This window comes from Nocardia ignorata NBRC 108230, from assembly GCF_001612905.1.
Lineage (GTDB): Bacteria > Actinomycetota > Actinomycetes > Mycobacteriales > Mycobacteriaceae > Nocardia > Nocardia ignorata.
Genome location: NZ_BDBI01000017.1, coordinates 132,511 through 147,769, shown reverse-complemented (window position 1 = coordinate 147,769; position 15,259 = coordinate 132,511). Strand labels below are relative to the sequence as shown.

16 protein-coding genes and 1 pseudogene are annotated in these 15,259 nt (G+C 66.2%); 9 read left to right on the top strand and 8 right to left on the bottom strand.

The annotated features are described in order from the left end of the window. Window positions 1-3: 3 nt before the first annotated feature. The 3 genes from NI2_RS15675 to NI2_RS15665 are packed head-to-tail and all read right to left on the bottom strand — an operon-like array spanning window position 4 to window position 2,795. Window positions 4-540 carry a PIN domain-containing protein gene (locus NI2_RS15675; RefSeq protein WP_067491436.1) on the bottom strand — a complete coding sequence of 179 codons (537 nt, stop codon included), beginning with the start codon at window positions 538-540 and terminating at the stop codon, window positions 4-6. Next, window positions 537-1,637, bottom strand: a complete 1,101-nt coding sequence (locus NI2_RS15670) for a helix-turn-helix domain-containing protein (RefSeq protein ID WP_067491694.1) — start codon at window positions 1,635-1,637, stop codon at window positions 537-539. The genes NI2_RS15675 and NI2_RS15670 overlap by 4 nt, the downstream gene beginning before the upstream one ends. Window positions 1,638-1,691: 54 nt before the next feature. Beyond that, a complete protein-coding gene (locus NI2_RS15665; RefSeq protein ID WP_243749731.1) occupies window positions 1,692-2,795 on the bottom strand; it encodes a cytochrome P450 in 1,104 nt (367 codons plus the stop codon). A gap of 214 nt (window positions 2,796-3,009) precedes the next feature. On the opposite strand from NI2_RS15665, the gene NI2_RS15660 reads away from it, so the two are divergent. Genes NI2_RS15660 through NI2_RS15640 form a run of 5 tightly spaced genes read left to right on the top strand, consistent with a single transcriptional unit; the run spans window position 3,010 to window position 7,562 of the window. Beyond that, window positions 3,010-4,038, top strand: coding sequence for a 3-oxoacyl-ACP synthase III family protein (locus tag NI2_RS15660; RefSeq protein WP_067491432.1), 1,029 nt, complete (start codon window positions 3,010-3,012; stop codon window positions 4,036-4,038). A 6-nt stretch (window positions 4,039-4,044) separates the two neighbouring features. After that, entirely contained in the window at window positions 4,045-4,911 is an 867-nt protein-coding gene (locus NI2_RS15655) for a beta-ketoacyl-[acyl-carrier-protein] synthase family protein (RefSeq protein WP_067491430.1), read from the top strand. Further along, window positions 4,908-5,270 carry a hypothetical protein gene (locus NI2_RS15650; protein WP_243749732.1) on the top strand — a complete coding sequence of 121 codons (363 nt, stop codon included), beginning with the start codon at window positions 4,908-4,910 and terminating at the stop codon, window positions 5,268-5,270. Before NI2_RS15655 ends, NI2_RS15650 begins: the two co-directional genes overlap by 4 nt. A gap of 13 nt (window positions 5,271-5,283) precedes the next feature. After that, the gene (locus tag NI2_RS15645) at window positions 5,284-6,039 is read left to right on the top strand and encodes a glycosyltransferase family 2 protein (RefSeq protein ID WP_067491426.1); all 756 of its coding nucleotides are present in this window, start codon (window positions 5,284-5,286) and stop codon (window positions 6,037-6,039) included. Then, complete coding sequence (locus NI2_RS15640) at window positions 6,036-7,562, top strand: class I adenylate-forming enzyme family protein (protein WP_243749733.1); 1,527 nt, start codon at window positions 6,036-6,038, stop codon at window positions 7,560-7,562. Before NI2_RS15645 ends, NI2_RS15640 begins: the two co-directional genes overlap by 4 nt. A 183-nt stretch (window positions 7,563-7,745) precedes the next feature. Here the strand turns inward: NI2_RS15640 and NI2_RS15635 are convergent, their stop codons facing one another. Next, window positions 7,746-9,023 carry a phthiocerol/phthiodiolone dimycocerosyl transferase family protein gene (locus tag NI2_RS15635; protein WP_133733826.1) on the bottom strand — a complete coding sequence of 426 codons (1,278 nt, stop codon included), beginning with the start codon at window positions 9,021-9,023 and terminating at the stop codon, window positions 7,746-7,748. Window positions 9,024-9,135: 112 nt separating this feature from the next. On the opposite strand from NI2_RS15635, the gene NI2_RS15630 reads away from it, so the two are divergent. Both NI2_RS15630 and NI2_RS15625 read left to right on the top strand, forming a co-directional pair. Then, a complete protein-coding gene (locus tag NI2_RS15630) occupies window positions 9,136-9,414 on the top strand; it encodes a hypothetical protein (protein WP_067491422.1) in 279 nt (92 codons plus the stop codon). Beyond that, the gene (locus tag NI2_RS15625; protein WP_067491420.1) at window positions 9,411-9,734 is read left to right on the top strand and encodes a hypothetical protein; all 324 of its coding nucleotides are present in this window, start codon (window positions 9,411-9,413) and stop codon (window positions 9,732-9,734) included. Before NI2_RS15630 ends, NI2_RS15625 begins: the two co-directional genes overlap by 4 nt. 9 nt (window positions 9,735-9,743) lie before the next feature. Here NI2_RS15625 and NI2_RS35155 read toward each other — a convergent pair whose 3' ends face one another. The 3 genes and pseudogenes from NI2_RS35155 to NI2_RS15615 form a co-directional block, all read right to left on the bottom strand. Then, window positions 9,744-9,905, bottom strand: coding sequence for a hypothetical protein (locus NI2_RS35155; RefSeq protein ID WP_243749734.1), 162 nt, complete (start codon window positions 9,903-9,905; stop codon window positions 9,744-9,746). Window positions 9,906-9,982: 77 nt separating this feature from the next. Continuing rightward, window positions 9,983-10,153, bottom strand: a pseudogene (locus tag NI2_RS35730) (PIN domain-containing protein); the annotation flags it as partial. Window positions 10,154-10,155: 2 nt separating this feature from the next. Next, window positions 10,156-10,422: a hypothetical protein gene (locus NI2_RS15615; RefSeq protein WP_067491418.1), complete on the bottom strand. Its 267-nt coding sequence runs from the start codon at window positions 10,420-10,422 to the stop codon at window positions 10,156-10,158. Between the two features lie 182 nt (window positions 10,423-10,604). On the opposite strand from NI2_RS15615, the gene NI2_RS15610 reads away from it, so the two are divergent. Continuing rightward, window positions 10,605-11,357, top strand: coding sequence for a peptidase inhibitor family I36 protein (locus tag NI2_RS15610; RefSeq protein ID WP_133733827.1), 753 nt, complete (start codon window positions 10,605-10,607; stop codon window positions 11,355-11,357). A gap of 288 nt (window positions 11,358-11,645) precedes the next feature. Next, window positions 11,646-12,257: a Uma2 family endonuclease gene (locus NI2_RS15605; protein WP_067491414.1), complete on the top strand. Its 612-nt coding sequence runs from the start codon at window positions 11,646-11,648 to the stop codon at window positions 12,255-12,257. A gap of 53 nt (window positions 12,258-12,310) precedes the next feature. Here the strand turns inward: NI2_RS15605 and secA are convergent, their stop codons facing one another. Further along, window positions 12,311-15,112 carry a preprotein translocase subunit SecA gene (gene secA / locus NI2_RS15600; RefSeq protein WP_084476447.1) on the bottom strand — a complete coding sequence of 934 codons (2,802 nt, stop codon included), beginning with the start codon at window positions 15,110-15,112 and terminating at the stop codon, window positions 12,311-12,313. Window positions 15,113-15,259 lie beyond the last annotated feature (147 nt).

Here is a 15,259-nt window from a genome sequence, read left to right as displayed (position 1 = left end):
GTGTCACAGCAGGCCGTGTTGCCCCGCCCACTGTGCGAATCCGGACCCGCTGCATGGCAATCGCATGCCGGAGTCGACCAGCATCTCGATCAGCGTTGCCCCCTCACCGATCCCCAACTTTCCCAACCGACAGGACCATGCGAGCAACCACAAGGTGCCATGAGTCTCGAGGTCGTATCGCCTGGCCACCTTTGTTGCCGCTGCGTCGTCACAGATCGCGATAGCACCGTTCAGTTCAGCGACCGCGAATACACTTGCTTCACCCACATCGCGACTGCCGGAGCCGATGCGGCGCGTCCACCGTTCGAAGGCCAGCAACGCTTCGAATGCATCGAGCTGATCGATTCCCAACCAGTCGGCTTCGAGCGCGGACGCAATCGACGCATGCTGGTTAACACCGTTGCGAAGCTCTTCTCGGACTAATTCCGTTGTCGTGCAGACACAACCGACGAGAAGATGGCCGAGTACATCTATTCTGTCGATCCTCGCGAAATGGTTCAGACACGTCGCGTCGAAGACCAACCGCAGTTCGGATGTCATGGCTCGGTGACATCCTCGTCGACCGGACCGAGGTCTTCGATCGAGAGCTGGCCGTGCATCAGTTCCACGGCACGTCGGGCAGTGAGCCGACGAGCACGCCATGCGGACAGGACCGCGTCGGCGTAACTCGGTGGAACACACACCTTTTCGAAGTCCGGTTGAGGTGCCCACCCAACGGCCTGCATCATTTCCGCGCGTGTCGGTTTCGGTGCGGCGCGCCATCGTTTGAGGCCGGTTGGCTCTATCAGCCCTGCCACGCCCGCTTGGCAGACGGCCAGAGTCCACGAAGTCCGATATTCGGCCGCACTCACGATCAGCGCGGTGCGCAGGTCTTCACAGCGCGCCGTCGCGCGCAGAGCCTGGATCGGCAGGAGAAACTCCGCTGCGAAGGCGTCGACAACAGCTTCCCGTTCCCCCCTCGCGGCTGCGACGCCTCCCCCGAGGTCACTCGAATATTCGTCACCGAGCACCAAGTGACCAAGTTCGTGGGCGGCGGTCGCACGCCGCCTCCCCGGATCCCCCGTCCGGCTGACTACGGCAACGGCGAGCTCGTCGTCTACGACCGACGCGCCGTCACCTGGCAGATCGGTCACCAAGATGAGCTGGCCAGCCTTCTCACATGCCGACATCATCGTCGAAATCGGTTCCGTACCCAGACTCAGTTGCTCACGCACCCAGCGCGCAGCGGCCCGTGCATCGGCCGCGTCGCTCACCTTCTTCGGGTATCGCAGCGGTTCAGACGATCGCAGGCACCCCAATTCGCGAACGTCCCGGACATCGCGTAACCAGGCCGTGAGGGCCGCCTCTATTCGGTACGACTGCCGCGCCGCCGGCGAAGTGGTGTCTTCGTCCAGCGGTGTCCTGCGGGAGATCACCTCGGGACGTGCGTACAAGAAATGCCCGATTGGCATTCCCAACGCGGCGGCCAACCGGGTGAGCTCCACGGCGTTGATCTGCCGTGTTCCGGACTCGATCTTCGCGATCTTGCTGCGTTCGGACGAGATTCGGCGTGCCAACTGCTCCTGGGACAAGCCAGCCGAAAGTCGGCTCTCGCGCACGCGATCGCCGATTTCGATCCAGACGCTCTCGTCGGGCATGGTGCGATTTTCGCACACATCCCGTGTGAAGTCACTCACTCCTCTCGGCGGAGATCAGGTGAGCCGGATGCGCAGGGATTCGTAGGTGGGGATGAAGACTTTGCGGCGGTAGCGGCGTTCGACGATTTCCCAGGGACGGCCTGCGGCAGTGAGGGATTCGAGCAGGGCGGTGAGTTCGGAGTGGACGAGTTGCGCGCCCAGGCACAGGTGGCGGCCGCCGCCGAACCAGAGCTGGCGTGTTTCGGGGTTGTAGTCGCGGTGGATGTCGAAATCGCCCGCGGCGTTGTTGATGGTCCAGGTGAGGATTTTGACGTGATCGCCTGCTTTCAGATCGCGGTCGGCGACGCGGACGTCGGCGGTGACGGAGCGCCCGACGAGGTAGGCGGGGCTCGTGACGCGCAGGGTCTCGCGGACCGCGTCGGGTAGGCGGTGCGGGGCGGCGAGCAGGGCGCGGTGCTGGTCACTGTCGTGCATGATCGCGACCATCCTGGTCATGGCGCTGGCCAGGGTGTCGGTGCCCGCGACCGCCATGAGGATCGCCAGCCCGGCCGCGTGTTCGACGGCGAGGCCGAGCTCGCGGCAGCGGCCGAGGGTGGTGTCGGGGTCGGCGCGCTCGTAGGCGGCGGGAACATTCACGGCGAGCCGGGTGGCCAGTTCCCTGGCCCGCGCCACCGCGACCGAGTCGAGGGTGGTGGAGGTCATGGTGCCGAACCCCAGGTTGACCAGCTCCTCCACATGATGGAACAGGCGAAGGAACAGCGCGTCCTGATCGGCGTCGGGATCGCCGCCGATGGCCGCGGCGATGTCCTCGGGCCGCATACCGACCAGGTCGGAGACGCTGCGGCCGACGAGGATCTGCGCGCGGGCGGCCATGTCGACGGTCTCGCCCGCCGCCAGCCGCTCCCGCAGATCGCGCAGATCGGGGCCGATGACCCGCCGGACCAGCGCGTCGGTATGGGTCAAGGTGAACAGGTCACGCACCTTGGTGCGCAACTCGGTGTGCCCCGGGCCTTCGAACAGGTCCTGCACCCAGTCACCGATCACCTGCGACCACCAGTGCCCGGCCGCCCCCTCGGAGACGATGCTGAAGTGCGTGCTGTCGTTGTAGATCTGCCTGGCGATCACGGGATCGGCGACGAACCAACCGAGTGCGGGCACTTTGCGCACCGGCCGCGCGACCCGTCCCAGCAGCAATAAGCCCGGTAACCAGGGCTGACCTGCGGCTAGTAGGGTGAGTTCACGGCGACGAGCAGTACTCCACACCCCGGCAGAATCTAGCTGACCAGGCCCGATTAGTGAAGGTCTGTGACTAGGATCGGCGGCACGCGCGGTGGCGGAGTCGGCCTTCGCGCGATAGCTGGAAGTGACACACATGGTGAGATCGACAATCGAAGCGATCGGCGCGTACCTGCCGTCCCGCGAGCTGACCACGACGGAACTGATGAGCAGGCTGGCCGTCGAGGCGCCGCTGGATCTGGAGAAGGTCAGCGGGGTCAGGGCCCGCCGGGTGCGCGGTGACGACGAGGACTCGTTCACCATCGCCCTCGCCGCCGCGCGTACCGCACTGGACAACTCGCGCTACGAGGCCGCCGACCTCGATGTGGTGATCTCGTGTTCGATCACCCGCACCCGTGGCACCGATTTCTGCCTGGAACCGTCGTTCGCGTTGATGCTGCGCAACACCCTCGGCGCCACCCGCGCGATACATTTCGACGTCTCCAATGCCTGCGCGGGCATGCTGACCGGAGTTCTGGTGCTGGACAGGATGATCCGGTCCGGCGCGGTGAAACGCGGCCTGGTGGTCTCCGGTGAGTGCATCACGCCGATCTCCGACACCGCGGTCCGCGAGATCTCCGAGAAGTACGACCCGCAATTCGCTTCGCTCACCGTCGGCGACGCGGGCGCGGCCGTGCTGCTCGAGGCCACCGACGGGCCCGGCCTGGACTATGTGGAACTCAATACCAGCGCCGCCTACGCGAAGTTGTGTCTCGGTATGCCGAGCGACCGGAGCGCGGGCGTGGCGCTCTACACCGACAACCGGGCGATGCACAACGAATCGCGGTATCTGCTGTGGACTTCGCGTCAGCAGCGGTTCCTCACCGAGCGCGACTCGAGTTTCGCCGCCGAGGGCTACGACTACCTGATCCACCACCAATTCAGCGGCCCGGCAGTGGAATTGATCGACAAGATCGCCGAGCGCGAGTTCGACTCGGTGATGCCACCCAAGCTCGCCGTGCTCGACAAGTACGGAAACACCGCGTCGACTTCACATTTCGTCGTTCTGCACGACGCGCTGCGGGACGGCCGGATCGCACCGGGGTCGAAGGTGTTGCTCGTGCCCGCCGCCTCCGGGGTGGTCGCGGGATTTTTGTCGGTGACACTGGGCGATCTTCGGGTATAGGACAGTATGGGAATTATCATTTCGGCGGCGATCACACGCACCGGCGGCGTCAGCTCGGTGGGTCAGGCGGCCGAGGCCGCCCGCGCCGCGCTCGACGCGGCGGGCTGTCCGCACGAGCAGGTCGACGCGCTCATCAATGTCGGGGTGTACCGCGACGCCAACCTGGTGGAACCGGCGGTGGCCGCGCTCATCCAGCAGGCCGCCGGTGTGGGCCTCGAATACCGGCCCGGCGATGTGCCGTGCCTGTCGTTCGACCTGATGAACGGCGCCTGCGGGCCGGTAAACGCCATCGGCGTGGCCGCCTCGCTGCTGGCCGACCTGCCCAACGGGCACGTGGTGATCGTCTCCGGTGACGCGCATCCGTCGATGAGCGCGGACGCGCACTTCCCGTTCCAGCCTGTCGGTGCGGCGTTCGTCCTCGAGAACCGGGCCGACGTTCCCGGTTTCGGTGACGTCCACGTGAGCGCCGGTGACACCCTGCCCGATGCGCAGGGGTATGTGGCTCTCACCGAGATGGGCGCCGAGGGACGCTCGGCGCTGACGGTCGAACTCGCCACCGGCACAGCCGAACTCGTCGAGCACGCGGTGATCGCGGCACGCGACGCACTGACCACCGACGGTCTCGACGCGGCCGATACAGTGCTGGTGTGCGGTAAGCCGACGCCGGAATTCGCCACCGAACTGGCGCGCGAACTCGGCGTCGCGGCGGTGGTGACCGACGACTTCGCCGGTGACGCCCATACCTCCGCCCTCACCGGCGCCTATGTCGCCGCGCGAGCGGCGGGACACGACAATCGTGCGCTGCTGTTCGTCGCCGCCGACGGCGGGCCGACGGCGGCGGCGGTGACCTACCGAGGACAGGGAGTGCGGTGAGCAGTCGTCCGTTGCATGCGGTCTCTACGGAGGGTGATTTCTGGCAGGTGAGTGTGCCCCAACCGGGCCGTCACCGGGCCGAACCCCCGCGTGCCCCGAGCCGCGAGGCGGTGCTCGCACTGCGGGCGATCCCGATTTTCGGGTGGTTGTTCCTGATTCTCGGTGTGGTCCGCCCGTTTCGCACCAAGCTGCTGCGGGTCGCGTTCTGGATCGATGTGGTGCTCAGTGTCGGTGTGCATGCCGCACAGATCCCGGCCGCGCGGCGGGTGGCCGCCGAACGCGGTATCCCGGCCGGCCGGGCCGCGCTGATGACGATGCTGCTCGGTGCCACCTGGTGGAAGACCCTGGGCGAGCCATGACCGACCGCCGCCCGTGAGAAAGCCGCTGTGGGTGGTGATCCCCGCGTTCGACGAGGAACGCGGGATCGAGGCGACGCTGGAAGCTCTTGCCGACCAACGCGATACCGATTTCACGGTGGTCGTCGTGGACAACAATTCCACCGATCGCACCGTCGAGGTGGTGCGTAAGTTCGCCGCGGCGAACCCGGTTCCGGTGATCGAGGTGATCGACGAGGCGCAGAAGGGCACCGGCGCGGCGGCCGACACCGGTATGCGGTACGCCATCGCACAGGGCGCGGAACTGCTGGCCCGCACCGACGCCGACTGCCTGCCGGCGCCGGACTGGACGCAGCGGATCCGCGCCGGCTTCGACTCCGGTCTGCGCCTGGTGAGCGGGCAGCTGATTCCCCGCACCGACGAGGGGGTTTCGTGGCGGGACCGCACGATCATCCGGGTCGCGCTCGAGGTGGCGTCGCTGTTCGGGAAGGTGCGCTCGGGTAATCGTGACCCGAGATATCTCGGGCCGTATGTGATGACACCGGGGTGCAATATGGCCATCACCGCCGAACTCTATTCGGCCGCAGGCGGATTCCCGCGTACCGCCATCGAGGACCTGCACGAGGACCGTGCCCTCGTGAACGCGGTGCGCACCATCACCACCGATTACGGGCTGCGCCGTGACGTGCGGGTGTACGGGTCGAACCGGCGGGTGCGCGCGTGGGGTATTCGCAAGACGCTGGCCTGGTACGCCGATCACCGGTACCGGCCCGAGGTGGTCGACATCCGGTGAGCTCGTTGTTTCCCGATTTTCTCGACCGTCTCGCCACCCACGCCGCCCGCATTCCGGATGCCTCGGCGCTCGGAACCGTCGGCAAGCGGGCGCTCACCTATCGCGAGTTGGTCGACACGATCGGCCGGGTCGCACACAATCTGCGGGTCGCCGGGTTGCGGCCGGGTGATCGGATGCTGTTCTCTATCCGGCCGTCGGTGAGTTCGGTCGGCTTGATCTTCGGCACCATCGCCGCGGGCGGGACCATTGTTTTCGTGGATCCCGGCGTGGGGCCGGAGTTGTTCGCCAACCGCATCGCGATGGTCGCACCACGATGGGCGGCAACGGAATCGCTGCTCTATGCGGTGAGCGGACCGCTGGCCGGACTCGGGCGCAAGCGTGGGTTGACCTTGCCGCGGTTCAGTGAGCTCGAGGTGCGGCACCTGCACAGCGGGGTGTGGTTGCCCGGCACACCCTTGCGATCCCTACCGCTGCGCCGCGTTTTCGGTGATGCGCCGGATTCGTCTCTGCCCCAGCATGATCCGGAATCGGAAGCATTGATCGTCTTCACCTCGGGCACCACCGACGAGCCGAAAGCCGTTGTGCATACCCGTGCTTCGCTCAGCGCCGGGCTGGCAGCGATGGGTGGGCAGACCAGCCTCGCGCCCGGCGCGTTCCTGCACACCGAACAGCTCATGATGGGTCTGCCCGCGCTGATGTCGGGTGCGCGCTGGGCCATGCCGAAGTATCCCCGGTTCGGCACCCACATCGATCCTGTGCGGTTCACCCGCAACCTGCGCAGCGCCACCCACGCCTTCTACACCCCCGCCGACCTCGCCGTGGCCCTCGATGCGCTGGAGGCGGGGCGGATCGCCGCGCCGCAGTACCTGCGTCAGGTCGCGCTCGGTGGTGCGCCGGTGACGGCCGCGCTGCTGCGTCGAGCACAGAAGTCGCTGCCCGACACCGAGTTTCTCGCCGTCTACGGCATGACCGAGATCTTGCCCGTCGCGGTCGCCACCGGCGCCGACAAGCTCGCGCACGACGGTGACCTGCTCGGCACGCCTGTGCGCGGCGTCCGGGCACGCATCGCCGACGACGGCGAACTCGTCCTGAGCGGACCGAATCTGTGCCGCGGCTACCTCGGTTCCGCACCGCTGACCGAGATCGCGACCGGCGACCTCGCCCGCTTCGACGGCAACCGCCTCGTCCTCACCGGACGCAAGAAGGACATGATGATCCGGGGCAAGACCAACATCTACCCCGGACTCTACGAACCGGCGATCGCCGGCATCGACGGGGTGCGCGAGGCCGTGCTGGTCGGGTTACCCGACGAGATCGGCGACGAACGCATCGTCCTCGCGATCGTCCCCGAGCCCGGCGCGGGCGATGTGGTCGACCGTCTCCGCACCGTCCTACCGCAGCTCATCGACACCTCCGCCCTGCCGGACGACATCGTGGTCGTCGACCGCATCCCGGTAACCGGGCGTACGAGCAAACCCGACCGAAACGCCCTGCGGGAGATGGTGCGCGCTGTCCTGCACTAGGCGGATCCGCAACGGCAAGCCGGTCGCCGAGCTCCGGCCGGTGGTCCGCCGGACCTTCGTGCCGGTGGCAGAACTCGCACGCACCAGCCGAGGATTGCCTCTCATCGGAGATGAAAAGCGGCGCGCCGACCTCGACGAGGTGATCGAGCAACTCGACGCCTGGCGAGTGCGGGCAGGCAGCCGTTACGGTGCGGCAGCGGCGATCATGGTGTCGGCCAGGGTTTCGATTGTTGTTCGTGGGAGCATGGTGTCGACGTAGCAGAAGGTGATCGACATGGTGTTGTCGAAGGTGGCTACGCCGACGGTGAGGGCGCTGGCGCAGGAGTTGGTTCCCGCTACCGTGACGTCGGTGATGTGCAGGGGCTCGGGGGTTGTCGGTGGGGTGATGCGGCCGAGGTTGCTGAGGGTGACGTTCCAGGGGGCGCGGCGGTCGATGAGTTCGATAGTGCGCCTGCTGGATTCGAGGGTGCGGGGGCAGCCGTAGCGGATGGCCGCCAGGGAGCGCAGGTCGATGTGGCGGGCAATTCCCCTGTTCAGCTGTGCTTTTGCGGATCGCGCGGCGTCGGACGGATCGGTTCCGAAGGGGACGAAGGTGGGGACTACCGCGGTGAACATGCCTGGTTCGTCCTCGGCGGGAGGTGGATTCAGACGGGTGCGGATGTCGACAGGGATGCCGATGCCCACCGTGCCGGTCTCTTTCGGGGCATAGCCGCCGATCGTCTCGGCCAGCGCTGCTGCCAACAGTGCGTTGACGGTGACACTTTCGCGTTGACAGCGGGCGCGCAGAGCAGTGAGCTTCTCTCCCGCGATCGTGCGAACGACCGTGCGGGTGCGGCGTACCGGCAGTGGTGGCGGACAGCCGGGCAGGCTCACCGCGCGCCGGGCGAAGGCGGTGAGCTGGGCGGACACGTTCGTCCACAGGCAGCGCCACATCCGCGTCTGCGCGGGCGGGATCAGGTCATCCGGCGCCGGAATCGCCGGGCGGGCGGTGACCACCGGTTGGGCACCGAAGGCGTAGGCGAGCAGTCGCCAGACGAGCGCGACCATCGAACGCCCGTCGAGATAGACATGCGAGAACACCACGATAAGGTCGTGCTGCTCGTCGTCGGTCCCCGGCCGGAAAGCCAGGTCGACGATCCTGCCCGGTGCGGTCGCCGAGTCGACAGGCGTCGCGAGCTGAGTGTCGAACACCGCGCGCCAGTCATCGAGGCCGGCGATGATGCGATGCAACACCGGCAGATGCGGGTCCGCCGACGCGGCGAAACACGGCCCCTCCCCCACCACCGACCGCAACAACGGAAACTCCGCGACAAGCGCTTCGGCCGCGAACTCCAGCCGATAAGCCCCGATCGGCCCCCGCACCCGAATCCGCACCACACAATTCGCAGGCGACAACTGATCCACCAACCAGAACCACCGCTCCGACGCCGACAACGCACGCTCCACCGCTTCCGTGCGCACCGTCGTACCCTCCCCTTCGTCGGAAAATCGGGTCACGGCGAGCCTAACGAACCGCGGCCGGTTCGATACACAGCTCTTTCACAGTGCGTTACTACGTGCGTATTATGGACTTATGGGTTTCGAGTGGCCTGATTGGGCGATCGCTCACCTGATCGGCATCGAACCCAGCGAGGTTCGGCAGGTCCTCGCAGCGTCACGACGGTGGCCGCGCCCGGCCTTCGACGGCCAGGTGACCGTCTTGACGGTGTGGGGGCGCACCACGGCCGGGCGTCCGTTGATCGTGGTCACACGGCAGCGCGACGACTGGACGTGGGTGATCATCGGCGCACGGACGATGCGTGCCGAGGAGCTGGCGCAATTCGAGCAGTGGGAAAGTGGGAATCCATCATGAGCGATCAGGACTTTCCGTCCAGCCGAGAGGAACTCGCCGATTTCTTGGACCGGCTGAGTTTCTCGGACGAGCCTGCCGACGCGCCGCCCCGACTGCCGGCCAATGAGGACATCATGGTGACCACCTCGATCCGGTTACCACTCGGCCTGCATTCCCGGCTCAAGGATCTGGCCGATGAACGGCGCGTCGGGGTATCGACGTTACTGCGCGAATGGGCCGAGGCCGCCGTCGCCGAAATCGACGACGAAGACCACATGATCTCCCTGGCCGAAGCCAAACGCGCCCTCTCCCGAGTCCACCCCATCCACCGAGCCAGCTGAGCAGCCCGACTAGATCGGCGCAGTATTCGCGGCCGTCAGGACACGCACCGAGCAGGTGATGCCCGGCGCGTTCGCCAGCCTCGAATCGGTGGTGAGCAGATCGCAACCATAAGCCTCGGCCGCGGCGACATAGGCGGCGTCGTAGGCGGTCGGATTGTCGGCAGTGCCCACATTCTCGGGACGAGTACGCGCGTGACCGGAACTTCGGGGTCGAGTTCTTCCAGCGCGGTGACAGCCCGAGCGGCCTGCTCGGTGGTGATGGTGCCCGCGCGGGCGAAACGGCGGATGACGGACAGAACCTCGACAGTCCAATGCTGCGGGGCGATCCAGCGATTGCCGCCTTCCAGGGCATCGCGGCAGACCGTACCGAGTGGGTCGGGATTCAGAAGCGCATGAACGAAGACCGAAGCGTCGACCACGATCACTCGCGAGCTCCCGGACCGTCCAACGCCGAATCCCGCTCGGAGCGTTCATCGTCCAAGGCCACTATGACGTCCTGAGCAGCGAACGCGACATCCCAGTTGCCCGGACTGAACTGCTTGAGCACCGCGATGTTGTCCTGGCGCCGAGCTTCATCGCGCACCAGGTCGAAGAGGAATGCCTGCAAGGACTGCCCTCGCTGGCGAGCCAACGCGACCAACTGATCCCGCAGCGGTTCGGGAACGTCGCGAATCTGCAAGGCAACCATGCATGCAATCGCACATGCATGACCGGGTTGTGGCGATGCGCTCGTGATGAACACTGACACGGGCGCCGCCGTGATAGCCGAGAAGTTCGTTGCGCTGAGCAATCGAAGCCACGCCCGAACGCAGGTTTCGTTGCGGGCGGAACCGGCTGCGGGAGAGCAGTTTCCGGGCGCATTCTGACGCCGTGCGGACAGTGTTCACGGTGATACTCGCGGCGATGCTTGTCGGGTTCGGTGTGGTGGCGTGTGACCACGAGAAGGCGACCGAGACGGCACAGGATGTCGTGTGCGAGATGGTGGTTCCGGTCGTCGAGGTCATCACGCTGAAACTGCGGGCGGGGGTGACGGTGACGGCGGCGCTGGTGACGGCGGCTACCGGGATCGCGCTGAGTGCGGCCTGTGAGTACGTGATCGATCGGCTCGGTGCGGCGCCCGACGAAGAACACACCGTCGAGCTCGAAAGCGGAAACGGTAGCGAGACAATGACAGTCAGTGCCAAGACGTTCACCAGCGTCACCGAGGACTGGTGCGACAAGACCGGCGGCTGCACCGGCTTCGACCGCTGCCCCACTTCATATGTGTGCGTGTTCACCGGGCACGAAGGCGCGGGCAAGATGTCGCTGTTCAAGATCGGCTCCCCCGACCTGAGCGGCCAGCACATCGACGCCGCCGCCGTCTCGGTGTTCAACCGGACCGGCAAGACGGTCACCCTGTTCGACACCGCAGGACACGAAGGTGACAGCTACACCGTCGCGGTGTCGACCAAGGGGAATCTGCCCGAGGAATGGCAGGGGCGCGCCCGGTCGCTGACGGTGGGACCGGTGCCGACCACCACCTCGAAGAAGACCACCACGACAACCGCACCGGCCCCGACGAGCACGACCCGCAAGCCCACGACCACGACGTCGACGGTGACAACCGCCGCCCCACCCTCCTGACAGAGTGCATTGCCTTTCTCACCTCGCAGCGAGAACAACGGTTTCGGAGCCGATACGTTCGAGCACGTGCTGCTGCGCGAACTCGCGGACCTCAGGATCGGCGAAATGGCGGAGTCGCGCCTGCACCGCGTGATTGGGCTGTGGTGTCGACGAGGACGGGGCAGCTGGCGGTCGGCTTCACCACTGCGCAATATGGGCGCCGCCCATCGGTTCGTTTGCGCCCATCATGCAACTGCCGAGCCGGCAGCGGTAGTCTCGTACGCGCCTGCGACAAGGAGGAGTTGACCAATGACCGCAGTGCATCCGGGGGAACCGCAGCGGATCACCGCCGAAGAGTTCCTCGGGTCCGAGCCAGACGCCCTGAGCAGCACATTCGGCGATTTCGAGATCATCGACGGACTCGTTGTTCGGGCGATGGCGCAGAGCGAGGCGCACAGCAGGGTGGTGCGCAGGTTGGCCGCTGCTCTCGAAGATGCGCGTAACCCGGCTGGCCCATGCCTTCGGGTTGCCTCCGATGTCGCTGTACGTTTCGCAGATGCTGAGGACGGAGCAGCGGATCGCCGCCTCAATGTGCGGTACCCCGATATCTTTGTGCGCGATTGTGAACCGTACGACGTCAATTCGGTGCGTAGCCATATCGCCTTGGTTGTCGAGGTCGCCTCGCGCGCGACGGTGGACAGCGACACCGGGATCAAGCGACAAATGTATGCCCGGGCGGGAATTCCGGTCTATCTGATCGTGCATTTCGACAAGAGCTGGGAATCCATCGATCGGATCGAGGAGTATCGGCTCGATTGGTCGGAGATGCGGTACATGCCGCATCGGGTTCACCGCACCGCGTTGGTTCTCGACAATCCGGTGACGTTGGCAATCACCTTCGACGCGTTGGATCGTCCGTAGGAATACAACGAAGGCCCCCGCGGAAACCGTGGGGGCCTTCGTTGTTCAAGAGGTCAGCGACGACGCTTGCCCTTGGTTTCGGTGCGGGCGGCTTCGCGGCGTTCGCGGCGGGTGCCGGTGGACTGGCGGCCGCCGTATTCCTGTGCGTCGGAGTGGGATTCGGCGCGGCCGTCCTCGGCGGGGCCCGAGTAGTTCAGGCCGCGCGGGGTGGACTCGTCGATTCCCTTGGCGCGCAGGGCAGGCGGGGCCTGGTTCTGCGGGGCGGCATCCTGGGGGCGGGGGGCGCCCACCGGGGAACGCAGGCCCTTGTCGATGGAGACGCCTTCGGGCTGGGGCTGCTGGACCTCGACCTGCAGGTTGAACAGGAAGCCGACCGACTCCTCCTTCAGGCCTTCCAGCATGGCGGCGAACATGTCGAAGCCCTCGCGCTGGTACTCGACCAGCGGATCGCGCTGGGCCATCGCGCGCAGGCCGATGCCCTCCTTGAGGTAGTCCATCTCGTAGAGGTGCTCGCGCCACTTGCGGTCGAGGACCGAGAGCAGGACCTGGCGTTCCAGGTTGCGCATGGCGCCCTCGCCGGCGAGGCCGTCGATTTCCTGTTCGCGCTTCTCGTAGGCGTTGTGCGCGTCGTCGAGCAGGGCTTCACGCAGTTCGTCGCGGGTGAGTTCGCCCGCCTCGCCGGTGGCGGTCTCGCCTGCCAGCTCCTTGTAGTCCAGGCTCACCGGGTACAGCGTCTTCAACGCGGTCCACAGCTTCTCCAGGTCCCAGTCCTCGACGTACCCCTCGGCGGTCGCGCCGTCGACGTAGGCGGTGATCACGTCGGTGATCATGTTCTGGACCTGACCCTCCATGTCCTCGCCACGCAGGATCCGGTTGCGCTCGCCGTAGATGACGGTGCGCTGCTGGTTCATCACCTCGTCGTACTTCAGAACGTTCTTGCGGATCTCGAAGTTCTGCTGCTCGACCTGGGTCTGGGCGCTCTTGATGGCCTTGGAGACCATCTTCGCCTCGATCGGCACGTCGTCGGGCAGGTTCAGGCGGTTCATGATCGCCTCGAGCGCGGCGCCGTTGAAGCGGCGCATCAGCTCGTCACCCAGCGACAGGTAGAACCGCGACTCGCCCGGGTCGCCCTGACGACCGGAACGACCACGCAGCTGGTTGTCGATACGGCGCGACTCGTGCCGCTCGGTGCCGAGCACGTACAGGCCGCCGGCCTCGCGCACCGTCTCGGCGTCTTCCTCGGTCTGCTTCTTCACCTGCTCGAGCGCGGAATGCCAGGCGGCCTCGTACTCGTCGGGGGTGGTGACGGGGTCGAGGCCCTGCTTGCGCAGCAGGATGTCGGCGATGATGTCGGCGTTGCCGCCGAGCACGATGTCGGTACCACGACCGGCCATGTTGGTCGCCACGGTGACCGCGCCGGGCCGACCGGCCTCGGCGATGATCTGGGCTTCCTGCTCGTGGAACTTCGCGTTCAGAACACTGTGTGCCACACCGCGTTTGGTGAACTGCTTGGACAGGTACTCCGAGCGCTCCACGCTGGTGGTACCGATCAGGACCGGCTGGCCCTTCTCGTGACGCTCCACCACGTCGTCGACGACGGCGTTGAACTTGGCCTCTTCCGACTTGTAGATCAGGTCGGCCTGGTCCTTGCGGACCATCGGCTTGTTCGTCGGGATGGGCACCACGCCGAGGCCGTAGATCGAGTGCAACTCGGCGGCCTCGGTCTCGGCGGTACCGGTCATGCCGGACAGCTTGTTGTAGAGGCGGAAGTAGTTCTGCAGGGTGATCGTGGCCAGCGTCTGGTTCTCCGGCTGGATCTCGACCTTCTCCTTGGCCTCGATCGCCTGGTGCATGCCCTCGTTGTAGCGGCGCCCGACCAGGATGCGCCCGGTGAACTCGTCGACGATGATGACCTCACCGTCGCGCACGATGTAGTCCTTGTCGCGCTGGTAGAGCTCCTTGGCCTTGATGGCGTTGTTCAGGTAGCTCACCAGCGGCGAGTTCGCGGCCTCGTAGAGGTTGTCGATGCCGAGCTGGTCCTCGACGAACTCCACGCCCGCCTCGTGCACACCGATGGTGCGCTTCTTGATGTCCACCTCGTAGTGGACGTCCTTCTTCAACAGCGGCGCGATGCGCGCGAACTCGGCGTACCACTTGGAGGAGGCGTCGGCCGGGCCCGAGATGATGAGCGGGGTGCGGGCCTCGTCGATGAGGATGGAGTCGACCTCGTCGACCACGGCGAAGTTGTGCCCGCGCTGGACCAGATCGTCCAGCGAGTGGGTCATGTTGTCACGCAGGTAGTCGAAGCCGAACTCGTTGTTCGTGCCGTAGGTGATGTCGGCGGCGTAGGCCACGCGGCGCTCGGCCGGGGTCATGCCGCCGAGGATCACGCCGACCTCGAGGCCGAGGAAGCGGTGCACACGGCCCATCCACTCGGCGTCGCGCTTGGCGAGGTAGTCGTTGACGGTGACCACGTGCACGCCGTCGCCGGAGATGGCGTTCAGGTAGGCGGGCAGCACACAGGTGAGGGTCTTGCCCTCACCGGTCTTCATCTCCGAGATGTTGCCCAGGTGCAGCGACGCGCCACCCATGATCTGCACCTTGTAGTGCTTCTGGTTCAGCACGCGCCACGAGGCCTCGCGGGCCACCGCGAACGCCTCGAGCAGCAGGTCGTCGAGGGTTTCCCCCGCGGCGTAGCGCTCACGGAACTCGTCGGTCTTGGCGCGCAGTTCCTCGTCGGTCAACGCCTCGATCTCGTCGCCGTACGCGATGACCTCATCGGCGAGGTTCGACAGCCGCTTGACCATGCGGCCTTCACCAATCCGTAGCAACCTCGTCAGTGTCAGCGCAGGCACGGGTCTCGTCAGTCCTCTGGTCGGAGTCGGGTTCGGGCTAGTGAGCCACAGTGTTGTGGCAATGGTAGTCCGCAGACCACCGTACCCGGCCGCACGTACCGATGCCCGGTGTACCGGGTGCTCACATCCGCCCAGGTCACGGCATTC